This is a genomic window from Thiomicrospira aerophila AL3 (genome assembly GCF_000227665.2).
Classification (GTDB): domain Bacteria; phylum Pseudomonadota; class Gammaproteobacteria; order Thiomicrospirales; family Thiomicrospiraceae; genus Thiomicrospira; species Thiomicrospira aerophila.
Map to the genome: position 1 here is coordinate 574,434 of NZ_CP007030.1, position 14,927 is coordinate 589,360.

Genomic DNA, 14,927 nt, shown 5'->3' on the forward strand with positions numbered 1-14,927 from the left:
CAAAATGCAAACGCCCCAATCGGGGCGTTTTTCGTTTTTAAAATAAGTTATCGCAAACTTAGTTAAAGGCATCTTGCCGAACCGCAAATGCTTGGTGCCCAAAAATTGCAATAAAAGCGAGCTGCACGCTTTGTTGTAGCAAGTCATCGTCAATAAGTAAAGTGTTACGGGGTTGCAGGGATATAAAAACATCTCTTAATAAAAATTGAAGCTATCCTATACCAAATTTTATTTCAATAAATTGATCAGGCTACTAGTTTTAATAATTACGGTTAGTTGGAGTGAAGTCTTTAAACTCTAAAACTTTATTTATTAGGTGTGTTGTTAATACTTATGGCATTTGACTTCCTTCAATAATATTTACTTAAATCATGGAAAAGCCACATAGCAAGGGGTATATTTGAGCAATGAGACAACTTACGGATAATCCAATGTTATTACCTAAGCTGAGCGAGATTGCGACCCCGAATGTGATTACGATTGCCGACAGTCAATCGATTAATGATGCCGTGCATTTAATGGCTGAGCGTAAATTACGCGATATGATTGTGACCGGTGAGGCGGGGTTGCGGATTCTGACAACCCGCGAATTGATCCATTTTCGCTTACAACAGGTCAACTTTGACCAGCCTTTGCGTCAAGTAGAATTGAATGCTGTCCCCACCTTACCGCCTGAAGCACCGGTGTTACAGGCGTTGGAGGTTATTCGTTGTCACCCTGATGAATACCTGTGCCTGGTTGATCAAGCCAAGTTAGTGGGTATTGTGAGTTTTAGCGATCTTGCCGGTTATCTCGACCCGGAAAACCTTGCGCAATCCAAAACCCTGGCTGAAGTGTTAGGCATGTCGCAGTTTGTCAAGGTGGACAGCAGACACAGTGTTGAGCAGGTGTTTGCCAAGCTGAGTCAAGCACAGCAAACTGCGGCGGTGGTGTTTGCGCAACAAAAGCCGGTGGGCATGATTACCCAGAGCGATATTGTCCGTTTGTTTGATCAGGATGCGGATTTGTCAGTACTGGCTGAAACCGTAATGTCGTCCCCGTTAAAAACCTTTGCTAGTCAATTGACACTGGGCGATGCCTTGGCTCAAGCGCGCGCCCATAATATTAAACGTTTGTTAGTGATCGATACGCTATCCGGTGAAGCTTTAGGCGTATTGCATCAAAAAGAGTTGGTGACCTTGGTGTACCAGGCCTGGGGTGAGCGCTTAGCTCAAGAGCAAGAACGCTTAAAGAATGAGCGTGATTTGTTTGCCGGTGGGCCGGTGTTGGTGTTTAAGTGGCGGCCCGAGCTAGGTTGGCCGGTGAATTTTGTTTCGCCTAATGTGGTGGATATTCTGGGGTTTCCGGTTGAAAAGATTTTGGCGGCTGATTTTCAGTTTGTTTCACTCGTACATCCTGATGATATCGAGAAGATTGGGCAAGAAGTCAGCCAATATCTTGCAGAAAAACAAACTTTTTGGGAGCAAAACTATCGCCTCATCAATGCTAAAGGCCAATGCCGCTGGTTTTATGACTACACGCGCCCGGTGTATAACGAGCAGGGTGAGGTGGTAGAAATTTTGGGTTATTTGATAGACCAAACTGAAATAAAACATGCCCATCATCGTTTGCAGTCTTTATCAAGTAATATTCCCGGTATGATTTATGAGATGGTGCGCTATCCAGACGGCAGTTTTGGTTTTTCGTTTGCCAGCCCCGCGATTGCCGATTTATTTGATCTGCAGTTTGAGGATGTTCAGCATGATGCGTCTGAGCTATTTAGTCGTGTGCATCCAGATGATATTCAAGGCATAATGGATACAATCGAAGAGTCAGTGCGCGATTTTACACCTTGGTCGCAAGAATTTCGTATTAATTTGCCTAGTGGTTTAACCCGTTGGTTGAGTTCGCAGTCTACCCCTTCCAGTCGCGATGACGGTACGATTATCTGGCACGGTTTTGTGCATGATATTACCAACCAAAAACAACAGCAACTCGCGCTAGAACAGAAGAATAGACAGTATGACTTAACCATGATGGCGACAATGATCGGGTTGTGGACGTGGGATTTACTCAATAATGATCTCACTTGGTCAAATGAAGCCTTTGTGCAGTTAGGCTATGCACCTCAAGCTTTTCCACTCAGTCTTGAGGTTTTTCAAAGTTTATTGCACCCTGACGATTTGCAGCCGATGTTTGATTCAATTGAACAGCAAGTGGCGCAAGAAAAGTCGTTTGTCGTCGAGTTCCGGTTAAAAAATGGACAAGGCGGTTGGACGTGGATTCAAGGGCGCGGCAATACCACAAAAATGAATGAACAAGGGCAATCAATCCAAATGATGGGCACCCATTTGGAAATTCAAGCGCAAAAAGAACAGCAGTTGGTACTGCAGCAGGCGCGTCAGAAACTCGAAGAATCCGAGCAGCGTTTTAAGGACGTGATTAAGGCCGCCGGTGAATATATTTGGGAAGTGGATATACAGGGTCGATATATTTTTGTTTCTGAGCAAATTACCCACGTACTAGGGTTGGCGGTTGAGCAGCTTATTGGACGTTCCCCGTTTGAGTTTATGCCTGATGAAGAAAAAGCGCGCGTTGGGGCTTACTTTGCAGACAAGGTAGAACAACAAATTCCGTTTAAGGATCTAGAGCACCTGTGCATTCATCAGAATGGTCAGACTATCTGGCAACGGGTTAGTGGCGTTCCAGTGTTTTCTGACTCGAGTGAATTGATTGCTTATCGCGGTACCGGCCTCGATATTACCGAGCAAAAGGTTTATCAAGCCAGTCTAGAGCAAGCTAAGCGCGAAGCCGATGCGGCGAATAAAGCCAAGTCTGAATTTCTGGCCAATATGAGTCATGAAATCCGCACACCGATGAACGGTATTATCGGCATGTCGGAATTGGGTTTAACCGAAACCGACCCGCAAAAAATGCACCACCAGCTTGAACGCGTGAATCAATCAGGGCGGTTATTGTTGGGCATTATCAACGACATTCTCGACTTCTCAAAAATCGAAGCGGGTAAGTTAGAACTGGATCCACAGCAGTTTCAATTGTCGCAACTCAAAGACGAACTGACGGATTTATTTGAAGGTCTGGCCCATGAAAAAGGCTTGGCGTTTAGCGTGCAATGTGCCTGTAAAGACAATTGTGTGCAATGTTTATATGGCGACAATTTGCGGCTGCGTCAGGTGCTGACGAATTTAATTGGCAATGCGGTTAAGTTTACCGATCGAGGCGAAGTGCGTTTAAGCATCAAGCTTGATAGTCCAGCCAACAACCCATTCGGGGTGTTTTTAAGTTTTGAGATTCAAGACACCGGCATTGGCATGACCGCTGAACAACAGCAAAAGCTGTTTAACGCCTTCACCCAAGCCGACACCAGCATCACCCGCAAACATGGCGGAACCGGACTAGGTTTAGTGATTAGCGAAAGATTAGTCAGGTTAATGGGTGGCGATGACATCCATATCCAAAGCCAACCGAATAAAGGTTCAATCTTTAGTTTTAGTGTGCCGATGATGACCTGTAATCCACAACAACAAATCCAACTCAACCCCCAGCCTAAACACACTGAGCCAACACGGCTATCAGGTCGAGTATTATTAGTTGAGGACAATGAAATCAACCAAGAAGTCGCTGCCACTATGCTAACGCAACTCGGCCTAGCCTTGGAGTTGGCTGAAAACGGTCAAATCGCGGTGGAAAAAGCCAAGCAACCGGATTTTGATTTAATTCTAATGGACATTCAAATGCCGGTGATGGACGGCTACCAGGCCTGCCAAGCGATACGCCAGTTCAATGCAAGTATGCCGATTGTCGCCTTAACCGCAGCGGCAATGGTAGAAGATCGCGCCAAAGCGCTGAGTGTTGGCATGAATGACCATCTCGCCAAACCTCTCAATTCTGATGATTTGTATCGAGTATTAAGCGAACATTTGCCGAAAGAGTCCAAAATTTCGGTAAAACCAAAAGCCAAACCGGTGTTATTAATCGTCTGCCAAGACAAACAGCAACTCAAAACCCTGGCGCAACAAGCGCAAGCCGATTATCAAGTCAAAGTCGCGAATAATGCGACGCAAGCGATAAAGTCAATCGAAACCAGCACCATCAACCAGGCCTGGTTGGTCGATGATGCGTTGCAGGATAGAGTTTTAATCAACTATCTTACGCGTGAGAAAATTCCATTTACGCATCGCGCTTCGATTTAAATAACAAGGAAATTAATCATGCAGACACTGGCGGATTTGACGGAACAAGCCGAGGACTTGCTCTCAATTTATATTGCGGATATTTATACCAATGCAAGTAATGTGGTTGATTTTTTCTTTCGCAGGAACAGGTTTCAAATAGGTTAAAGCATACCTTGGCTGATTGGCTCAAGCTCGCTGCAATCAACGATGCGCGTCAGCAATCTGGGCAAGGGTTGCGCATTTTTAAACAGCTTGAGCTGCACAATAAACCTTAGCAAGACGCTAGAAGGCGCGAAGGTTTATATAGAAAATGGGCGCCATTTGAATTAACATTAAATCTATTTAGGTCAAATTAGAAAATATTAAATTATGTTTTTTCCTACGCTTGCCAGTATCGCTACTAAAAACGTGATCACCCTAGCTGATGACCGTAGCATTCAACACGCCGTTGATTTAATGGATCAGCACCAGTTGCGTGATGTGGTGATCACTGGCAAGTCGGGTTTAAGAATGCTCACCGCGCGTGAGTTGATTGCCTTTCGCTTGCAAGAGTTGGATTTCGATCAGCCGCTTGCGGATGTTGATTTACAGAAAGTTAATAGCTTGGCGGAAACCGCCACCGTGATTGACGGTTTAAGTGCGCTCAAGCAGGGCGCATTTGAATACCTATGTCTGCTCGATCAGCAGGGTGAATTGAGCGGTATTGTCAGTTATTCTGATCTGGCCGCTCATCTTGACCCTCACTACCTGTCCGAATACAAAAAAATCAATGATCTGGTTCATCTTTCTAATTATCTGGCCGTGGAGGCTACGGCTTCGCTAAAAACCGTGTTGTTGAATCTGCGTGAACAGCAACACACTGCCGCCATTATTGAGCGTGATGGGCAAGCCGTGGGCATTGTCACTCAACAAGATATTACCCATGCCTTAGCTCAAAAAACATCGAGTGATATTGCGATCGAGCAGATTATGGTATCGCCGCTAATTACATTAGCGGGTGATATGTCGTTACAGCAAGCCTTATCCTTTAGTCGGGAGAAAAAGATTAAACGTATAGTGGTTGCGCAAGATGATCAGATAGTCGGTATTTTGCACCAAAAAGATTTAGTCGCGTTGGTCTATGAAAACTGGCAGACTCATCTGTTGGAACAGCAGCAGCATTTCCAAGCTGAGCGTGAGCTGTTCAAAAACGGCCCTGTTTTACTGTTTAATTGGCGAGTAGAAGGCAAATGGCCGGTGCTGTTTGTTTCAGACAATGTGCAGGATGTTTTGGGTTATAGCCCTGAATATATGAAAGCCGATAGCTTTGAGTTTGGTCAAATTGTGCACCCGGATGACCTTGAGCGAACAGTCAAAGAATTGCAGCAGGCAATAGATGACCGCCAGGATTTTGTGCAACAGTCCTATCGTGTGATTGATGCCCAGGGGCAGACACGTTGGTTCTATGATTACACCCGCCCGATTTATGATGACAAAACCGGCAAAGTGGTGTCAGTGTATGGCTATTTACTTGATCAAACAGAATTAATCGAAACCAAAAATCAAGCCGAGCAGCTTCAATTGCGTTCAGATGTTGCGCTCGAAGCATCCGAAACCGGTTTGTGGACCTGGGACATGCAAACCGGCAAGGTGTATTGGAGTGACCAGGCCTATATTCAACTGGGTTATCGACCTCATGCGTTTGATATGAGTATTGATAAGTTTACCACGCTGTTACACCCTGACGATATTGAGCAGGTGTTTGCTAATATTCAAGACCAAGTGGCGAATAATCACGGATTTTTGGTCGAATATCGCATAAAAAATGCCCAGGATGGTTGGGTGTGGTTGCAGGGGCGCGGGAAAGTCACCAAACTTAATCAACAGGGCGAGCCTATCGAAATGATGGGCAGCCATCTAAATATCACCGAACAAAAAACGGCGGCCGACAAAACGCGCCATGAACGTAAGCGGCTGGAAAATATTATTTGGGGTACGGGGGTCGCCACCTGGGAGTGGAATGTGCAAACCGGCGAAACCATTTTTAATGAGCGCTGGGCAGAGATGATTGGCTATCAACTCAGTGAAATACAGCCGACCACTATAGAAACCTGGATGCAGTTTGCGCATGACGAGGATTTAGCCGAATCTGAAGCACAACTCAATGCGCATTTTAAAGGTGAGGTGGATCATTATGAAGTTGAAGCCCGCATGCGCCATAAAGATGGCCATTGGATTTGGGTGCTAGATCGCGGCAAAGTGGTAAGCTGGACAGCCGATGGTCAACCGCAATGGATGGCGGGTACCCATCAAGATATCACCGAGCGAAAACATAAAGAGTGGGTGTTGGATCAAGCACAGCAAGCCGCCCATGCCGCCAATCGCGCCAAGTCGGAGTTTTTGGCCAATATGAGTCACGAGATTCGCACCCCGATGAATGGTGTGATTGGATTAAGTGAACTGGCAATGCGAGAACGGGATGTTGATAAACTGCATGAACAGCTTCACAAAATCTATGCTTCTGGACGACTATTATTAGGCATTATCAACGATATTTTGGATTTCTCCAAAATCGAGGCGGGCAAACTTGAAATTGATCCGCATCCTTTCTATTTACCCAAGCAGTTAGACAATCTGAAAAGTATGCTGGCGCAAACAGCGCAAAATAAAGGTTTAATCTTTGAATTGAATCTTGATCAAAATCTGCCGCAAGCCTTGGTGGGTGATGATATGCGCTTGCACCAAGTATTAACTAATCTACTCGGCAACGCGATTAAGTTTACCAATAGGGGGTATGTGCGGCTTAAGGTTACCAAAGCAATGGCCCAAGAGCAGATAGCACTCCCCCCCGGTGATGTGTTGATTCGTTTTGCTATAGAGGATAGTGGTGTTGGGATTTCGCCTAGTCAACAACAGCAGTTGTTTAAGGTCTTTTCACAGGGCGATACTTCGATTACGCGTAAATATGGCGGTACAGGGTTGGGTTTGGTAATCAGTCAGCGTCTGGTTACTGCAATGGGGGGCGATAATATTCAGGTTTTGTCAGAGGTTAATCAAGGTTCTATTTTTAGCTTTAATTTGCCTTTTAAAGTCTGTGACCAACAAGAACAAGATTTAATGCAAGCCCGCTTAGTTGAGCATAGTCAGTTGCATCAATTAGTAGGCAGGGTGTTGCTCGTTGAGGATAATGAAATCAATCAAGAAGTGGCGCAAGCGCAGTTAGGGCAAATGGGCTTGCAGGTGACTTTGGCTGAAAACGGCCAGCGGGCAGTTGATCTCGTTAAACAGCAGGATTTTGACTTGGTGTTAATGGATGTGCAAATGCCGGTGATGGATGGTTATCAAGCCACTCGCGCGATTCGTCAGTTTAACGCTGACGTGCCGATTATCGCGCTCACCGCTGCTGCGATGATTGAAGATAAACATAAAGCCTTGGCGGCGGGCATGAATGGCCATTTGGGCAAACCGATAAACAGCGATGAATTGAGACGTGTGATTATGACCTACTTAGCCGAGGCATGCACACAGGCGATTCAAACATCGAATTCATATCAGGATAATAATATGCAGGCGTCTCAAGCGGCAAAACAGACCACGGCGGCTTTAATCGATAAGCAAGCCGGGTTGGCGTTATTGGCAGGCAACCAAGCCTTGTATGACAAACTGCTCTCAAAGTTTGCCGATCAGCTCGAACAAGACTATGAAGGCTTGGTTGCCGAGTTGCAAAGCCTTGCGAAAGAAGAACTGAGCCGTGTCACGGATGAGGTTTGGACAAAATTACAACAGCAAAATCATGCCCTAAAAGGTGTCGCTGGTAATTTGGCCATTACCGCTTTGTTTGATTTAAGCCGGCACTTGGACGAGCAGTTAAAACAGCGTCAGATTCCAGCGGCTGCACTAATCGATGAATTTGCTCAAGTCTTTAAGGCCACACAACAGGCTTTGCTGGATGGCGCAGTTGAATCTGCAACACCACAGTCTCAGCGACAAGCAGGTATTGCGGAACTTAGTTCAACGATGATTATGGCGCTGGAGTCGTTGCGAGAGCGGATCAAACAGAGAGAATTTATTGATGATGCGGAGTTAGATCAACTCGCCAAACAGTTACCTACCTCCTATCACCAGGCCTGGTCTGCTATCCGAACAGAATTAGATGATTTTGAATTTGATCAAGCGGCCGCAAGGCTCAGCGCGCTGATTCACCAGCAGGCTAGGGTTTAATATTGCAAGTAATGATTACGCGCATAACTTTTTTAGTACCTGTGTTGCTGGTTACGGTACTGATTGCTATCGCCACTTTTTACACCCTGTCACTTGCAAAAGAGCAGGCGTTACTCGACCAGCAGCATCAAATTGACAATGAATTGAGTCAGTTACGCGTGCAGCTTGAAAGTAAAGTTATAAGCAGTATGAGCCGTGTTGAAGGTCTCATTGCGATGATTAAACTTGATCCAACGCTCTCTCAGCAAACCTATGCCAGATTTGTTGCTACGCTTATAGATGATTTTCCGCTGATCCAAAATATTGCCGCCGCTCCTGACTTAACTGTTCAGTATATGTATCCACTTGAGGGTAATGAAGCGATTGTTGGGGTTAATTATTTGGATATTCCTGCGCAAAAGGAGGCGGCGTTGCGTGCTAAAGAGGCGCGCAGTTTGCTGCTGGCTGGGCCGGTCAATCTGTTACAGGGTGGGGTGGGGCTGATTGGTCGTTTTCCGGTTTTTATTGAGCAAGATGGTCATGAAGTGTTTTGGGGGCTTGTGTCATCTGTTGTTCGTATTGATGATCTTTACCAACAAGCAGGCCTGCTAGATACTGAACTCAATATTGCAATTCGTGGTCAAGATGCTCTAGGTGAGCAGGGCGCGGTTTTTTTCGGTGATGCGAGCCTCTTTGAGCAGGACAGCCTTTTGCAAACCGTATATTTACCTTATGGTAGTTGGCAATTAGCGGCGATGCCGCAAGAGGGCTGGGTAAACCAAGCGCCTAATGCGTTGCAAATTTATAGTTGGTTGTTACTTTTAGCCTTGTTACTGATGGCGCCAACTTCTTATATTAGTTGGTTGTTATATCAACGTAAAACCCATTTGGAAGCTCTACAGCAGGCCGTTGATAAAGCCGAGGCAGCTAATCGTGCTAAATCGGAATTTTTGGCTAACATGAGCCACGAAATTCGCACACCGATGAATGGTATTCTTGGTTTAACCGAGTTACTCATGGACGATAAAACGCATAAAAAAGATCAGTATTTGCAGCGTATTTATGAGTCGGGACAGCTATTACTTACGATATTAAATGACATTTTGGACCTTTCGAAGATTGAAGCGGGCAAGCTAGTTTTAGAAGCACGCAACTTTGAACTGAAAAGTCTGTTAAAAAACTTAACTGGTTTGCATGCGCCAATTGCAAAACAGAAGGGTTTAGCCTTTAAGCTTGATTTAAAGATTGATGCTAAGAAGGTGTATTTTGCTGATAATCAGCGTTTGCAACAAATACTAAACAATTTGTTAAACAATTCATTAAAGTTTACTGAGCAGGGTGAGGTGTGTTTGACTGTAAGTGAGGAGTTAGATGCTGCTAACCAGGCCTGGTTGTGTTTCGCAGTTGATGATTCCGGTATAGGCATGAGCGTTGAGCAGCAGGCTAAATTATTGCAACCTTTTCAGCAAGCTGATAACTCCATTACGCGTCGTTTTGGTGGCACGGGATTAGGGCTGGTGATCAGTGAAAAACTGATCTGTGCGATGGGTGGCGAGGGTTTAACTATTCAATCTGAACTTGCGAAAGGGTCATCTTTTCGTTTTTGTATTCCGGTTTCGATGCAAGCTTTGTCAGTTGATGAACATCTAGATAAGCAAGGCTCCGTTAGTCCATTAACTGGACGTGTTTTGTTGGTTGAGGATAATGAAATTAACCAGCTGGTGGCACAAGAATTTCTGCAGCGCTTGGGTTTAAGCGTTATTATTGCTCAAAACGGTTTAGACGCGGTTAATCAAGCCCAGAGCTCAAACTTTGATTTAATTTTAATGGATATTCAAATGCCGGTGATGGATGGTTATCAAGCGACCCAGCAGATTCGAGCCTTCGACGCTGCTACACCTATTATTGCCTTAACCGCGGCCGCTATGGTCGAAGATAAAAATAAAGCGTTAGCGGTTGGCATGAATGATCATTTAGCTAAGCCGCTGGATAGTGAACAACTGCGGCAATTAATCAATCACTATTTAGCCAATCGAACCCAATCTGAGGATTAGATGACTTTTTTAAACCTTTCATTTACTAAAAAACTCACTCAAGCACAAAGATTAATTCTGTTTACCCAGATTGTGTTTATCTGTTTAACGCTTATCGTGGCGTTAGCCGTGGGCTATACCGTTTATAGTGAAACTAAAACGCAACAGCTACAGCAAAAAGAGGCGCTGAATCAGCAGTTGGTGCATAGAATCGACCAAGAATTGACGGATCGAAAAAACACGCTAATGCAATTAGCTGATTTACTGGCCGATGGTGAAGCTTTGCGAAGCTTAGCCGAGATGCAGCAGACGCTCGATACCCGCATTAAGTTGCATGAATTTTTTAATGCTGGCCTGGTGGTGATGGATCCTGACGGAAGTTTAATTGTGGACTCGCCCCATGTTCCTGGTCGTACCGAACTAAACATAGCGGATAGGCCTTTCTTTGATGAGGTGATGGCAGCGAAAGGACCTGTGATTACGGGTATTTTTATTGGCCGCGCGGTAAAAGAGCCAGTATTTCATATTTATGCGCCTATTTTGAGTAATGATCAGCGTGTTTTGGGTTATGTATTTGGTGTTACTAAGCTAGCACAAGATAATTTTATTCTCAGCCTATCGCAGGATATTATCGATGTTAATCATCACTTCTATGTTATCGATTTAGCTGATCAGTTAATTGTAACGGCATCGCGACGCGAGTTGGTATTAAAGTCGTTAGATGAGCTTGCTGATAGTGAGATTCTGACTCAAATCCGCCAGGGCGTGCGTTTAGGTGTAGGTGAAAGTCAATTTTGTGGTCCGGTCATGTTTACCGCAACAAAACTTGACAACATGGATTGGTTGGTTGTGCATACCGTTGCAGCTGATGAAATTATGCAGCCCGTTATTAGCTTGTTGGCTAAGTTAGTAGGCCTGGTTGTTATCCTACTTATTATGGTTGTTTTAAGTATGGTGTGGTTTATTCGCCGGGAGCTTAAACCACTTGAGTTGGCCGCCGATCAGGTCGATAAGATGCTGGTAGACGAAACTCAAAACACTTTAGAGCCTATTGCCATAAAACGTCAGGATGAACTAGGACGATTGCTAAACGCTTTTAATGCGTTATTAGCCAAACAAAATAACATCATGTTGGAGTTGAAATTAGCTAAACAGGCCTCCGATCAAGCGAATCAAGCAAAATCAGAGTTTTTAGCGAATATGAGTCATGAAATTCGAACACCATTGAATGCGGTCATTGGTCTTACCGATATGCTGTTGGACGATAAAAACCTGCCCTTACACATTTCTCGTCGAATTCATCAGGTCCATGATTCTGGGCGTTTATTACTTGGGATTATTAATGATGTACTTGATTATTCTAAGATTGATAGTGGGCGAATGGAAGTTGAGGAGGCCGAGTTTTCGCTAAGTGACGTGCTTGACCAAATTTCAGTTTTGTTCAGTGATAAAGCGTCTGAAAAGGGCTTAGAGCTGGTGTTCCATGTGCGACCAGATGTGCCATTAGCTTTGATTGGAGATAGTTTGCGTCTGACCCAGGTATTGACTAATTTAATGGGTAATGCGATTAAGTTTACTCAACATGGTGAGATTGAGCTGTGTATTCGTACCCATCCGGCTAAGGGTCAAAATGCTAAGTTGATTTTTGCGATTCGTGATACCGGCATAGGTATGACCGAGGTTCAGCAGCAAAATTTATTTAAAGCTTTCATTCAAGCGGATACCTCGATAACTCGCAAACATGGCGGCACAGGACTGGGTTTGGTGATTAGTCAGCGTTTGGTGCATTTAATGGGCGGCTCTGATATTGAGGTTCACTCAGAATTTGGTAAGGGGTCGGTGTTTAGTTTTGAGTTGAGCTTTGTTTTGCCATTACAAAAGATTGATAAACCACACCATTTTAAATGCGATCCATTACCCTGTCGCGCGCTAATTGTTGAAGATCAACCAGTTAGTCGCATGGTGCTTCGAGAAATTTTAGAGTCTTGGGACTTTGAGGTGGATGAAGCTGTTGATGGTGAGCAAGCGGTGGCGATGGTCAATGCTCATTTAGATGACGCACGCTTTTATAAAGTGATTCTGATGGACTGGGAGTTGCCTAATCTGAATGGTTTAGAGGCGTTAAAACGGATTAAATCACTTTATTTGAACTCTGACCATGAACTAGATTTGCCAGGTTTACTCATGGTGAGCGCTTATGATCAGCGTTATATGCAAATGATGTCTGAGGATGAGTTTCCGTTGTTGAATAAGCCATTTAGTCCTTCAGGCTTATATAACGCCATTAACCAGTTGGAGCGTTTAGTTGAGCTTGGGGTCATAGATGTTGAAAGTGAAGTGCAGTTTAAAGGTCAGCGCATTCTAGTGGTTGAAGATAATGACATTAACCGTGAAGTGATTAAAGAGATGTTGTCAAAGCTGAACTTGGTCCTTCATTTTGCCGAGGACGGAGCCCTGGGTGTAGAGGCGGTTAAACAGCATGATTTTGATCTGGTGTTAATGGATATTCAAATGCCGGTGATGGATGGCTATCAGGCGACCCGAGTGATTCGTCAGTTCAATCAATCTTTACCTATTGTGGCGCTAACGGCAGCTGCGATGGTGGAGGACAAGCAAAAGGCGCTAGCTGTAGGCATGGATGCGCATTTAGCTAAGCCGATAGATAAACTTAAACTCAAGCAAACCTTAGCGCAGTTTTTAGACTGGGAACAACAGGATACAACACCAGTTGAAGAGCAGGAGCTGAGTGTTGAAAAAGCGGTTGAGGATTCTGCCGCACAATTATTGTTAGATACTCAGCAAGACAATATTAATGACACAGTGGCTGCACTGGCTAAGCGCACTAAGCCACTTATTTTGATTGTTGATGATGAGCCGACTAATGCGAAAATTCTAGCTAATGGCTTAAAGGACGATTATCGACTTAAGTTAGCCAACTCTGGTGCAAAGGCTTTAGAGTTGGTGAAAACAAGCCCTCAGCCTGATTTGATCTTATTAGATATTATGATGGCGGATATGGATGGTTATCAGGTTTGCCAAGCGTTAAAAAATGATCCAGACACACAAAATATTCCGGTGATCTTTGTGACGTCTTTGGATCAAAAACATGATGAAGAAAAGGGTTTAAATATTGGTGCGGTGGATTATATTTCTAAGCCATTCCATCTTCCAATAGTGAAATCAAGAGTGCGTAACCATTTAGCCTTAAAGTTGAAAACCGATTTGTTTGAGCAAATGTCGCAAATTGATGGTTTAACTCATTTAGCGAATCGACGCCAATTTGATCAAACGCTGCATAAGGAAAGTCATCGTTTAGCCAGAAGTTCGAAACCTTTAGCTTTATTAATGATTGATATTGATTTCTTCAAGCCTTTTAATGATCGTTATGGGCATGGTCAGGGTGATATTTGTCTTGAGCGTGTTGCCCAAGCGCTACAAGATGTTATAAAACGCCCTGCAGATTTGGTGGCACGTTATGGTGGTGAAGAGTTTTCGGTGATTTTGCCGGAAACGGATCTTAAGGGAGCACAGACCATAGCCGAAGCCTTACGAGAAGCGGTCTCTCAGTTGGCGATACCTCATGAATATTCAGCCGCAGCGGATGTGGTAACCGTGAGTGTTGGCGCGGTGTCTGCCTGTTTGGATAAAGCTGAAGATTCCATAGCATTGCTGAAACGTGCTGATGATGCACTTTACCAAGCTAAAGAAAAGGGCCGCAATCGGGTTTTTGTTGCCCCTTAGCCTTCAAGGTTGAGGGCGTTTTGCAGCTGTATGCGAATGTCAAAATTATTACGTTCAATGTTATCGTTGATCTCAGCTAGGTTATCAGGCTGAGTGGGTTCATCGGTATCATCTTGGTTAAGTTCATTCATTTCTTCGGCACGTTCTGCTTGCAGTTCAATTCGTGCTTCAGCGGCTTGTTGTGCCGCTTGAGCCGCCACTTTGATATCCTGACCAGAGGGTTCAGCTGGGGCAAGGGCTGCGCGTTGCACAACTTGCATTTTTTGGATGGTCGCTTCAGGGTCGCCCGGTATCGGAGAAACGTCGATGCCGACCGAACCCCCCACCGCATATTGCTTGCCATCTGGACCAGTTTGATAATCATATTGAATGCCACCGGTAGCATAGGGTCCGGCCGCACTAAGATGGGCTTGTTCATGCGCTCTGACTTCCCGGTCACGTGCTTGTAACTGGGCAATCACCTGCTCGTAAGCCTGGCGCTGCTGACGTTCTTTGGCATCTTCACGAAGATCGGTGGCGGTATCGCTAGCCGCTAAAGGATTTTGGCTAGTGGGGGATGATGTAGATGGATTAGCGCTTTCATCTGCTGTTGCATTGGGTGTGATAGATACAGGTTGGCTCGGTTGCGTATTCAACGCAGCTTGGGGTTTGGGCGCCCAAGCAGACGGAATATAAGCCAAGCCTCCACCTATGTCCATAATCTAATCGCTCTTGTTAAATCAAAATGTTTATACTTAACAACAGTTTAGTCTTGTTGTGTTTTGATGTAAACCTTAGTGTGCCAAGCGTGATGGCACAA

6 protein-coding genes are annotated in these 14,927 nt (G+C 44.8%); 5 read left to right on the top strand and 1 reads right to left on the bottom strand.

From position 1 onward, the window contains the following. Nucleotides 1-407 precede the first annotated feature (407 nt). The 5 genes from THIAE_RS10490 to THIAE_RS02730 all read left to right on the top strand — a co-directional run bounded on the left by THIAE_RS10490 (nucleotide 408) and on the right by THIAE_RS02730 (nucleotide 14,128). On the top strand, nucleotides 408-4,193 hold the full coding sequence (locus THIAE_RS10490; protein WP_084332756.1) for a PAS domain-containing protein: 3,786 nt from the start codon (nucleotides 408-410) through the stop codon (nucleotides 4,191-4,193). Nucleotides 4,194-4,211: 18 nt separating this feature from the next. After that, on the top strand, nucleotides 4,212-4,340 hold the full coding sequence (locus THIAE_RS10950; protein ID WP_006459971.1) for a hypothetical protein: 129 nt from the start codon (nucleotides 4,212-4,214) through the stop codon (nucleotides 4,338-4,340). 204 nt (nucleotides 4,341-4,544) lie between these two features. After that, nucleotides 4,545-8,375, top strand: a complete 3,831-nt coding sequence (locus tag THIAE_RS10495) for a PAS domain-containing protein (protein WP_006459972.1) — start codon at nucleotides 4,545-4,547, stop codon at nucleotides 8,373-8,375. Nucleotides 8,376-8,386: 11 nt separating this feature from the next. Beyond that, nucleotides 8,387-10,408 (top strand): response regulator, encoded by a 2,022-nt coding sequence (locus THIAE_RS02725; RefSeq protein WP_006459973.1) that lies wholly within the window; start codon nucleotides 8,387-8,389, stop codon nucleotides 10,406-10,408. Beyond that, nucleotides 10,409-14,128, top strand: a complete 3,720-nt coding sequence (locus THIAE_RS02730) for a response regulator (RefSeq protein WP_006459974.1) — start codon at nucleotides 10,409-10,411, stop codon at nucleotides 14,126-14,128. Here the strand turns inward: THIAE_RS02730 and THIAE_RS02735 are convergent. Further along, nucleotides 14,125-14,826, bottom strand: a complete 702-nt coding sequence (locus THIAE_RS02735) for a putative metalloprotease CJM1_0395 family protein (protein WP_006459975.1) — start codon at nucleotides 14,824-14,826, stop codon at nucleotides 14,125-14,127. The genes THIAE_RS02730 and THIAE_RS02735 overlap by 4 nt on opposite strands. Nucleotides 14,827-14,927 lie beyond the last annotated feature (101 nt).

Bases quoted from the DNA above. Each gene is read 5' to 3' on its own strand.
- THIAE_RS02735 (WP_006459975.1), bottom strand. From the start codon at position 14,826: ATGGACATAGGTGGAGGCTTGGCTTATATTCCGTCTGCTTGGGCGCCC.
- THIAE_RS02730 (WP_006459974.1), top strand. From the start codon at position 10,409: ATGACTTTTTTAAACCTTTCATTTACTAAAAAACTCACTCAAGCACAA.
- THIAE_RS10495 (WP_006459972.1), top strand. From the start codon at position 4,545: ATGTTTTTTCCTACGCTTGCCAGTATCGCTACTAAAAACGTGATCACC.
- THIAE_RS10950 (WP_006459971.1), top strand. From the start codon at position 4,212: ATGCAGACACTGGCGGATTTGACGGAACAAGCCGAGGACTTGCTCTCA.
- THIAE_RS10490 (WP_084332756.1), top strand. From the start codon at position 408: ATGAGACAACTTACGGATAATCCAATGTTATTACCTAAGCTGAGCGAG.
- THIAE_RS02725 (WP_006459973.1), top strand. From the start codon at position 8,387: ATGATTACGCGCATAACTTTTTTAGTACCTGTGTTGCTGGTTACGGTA.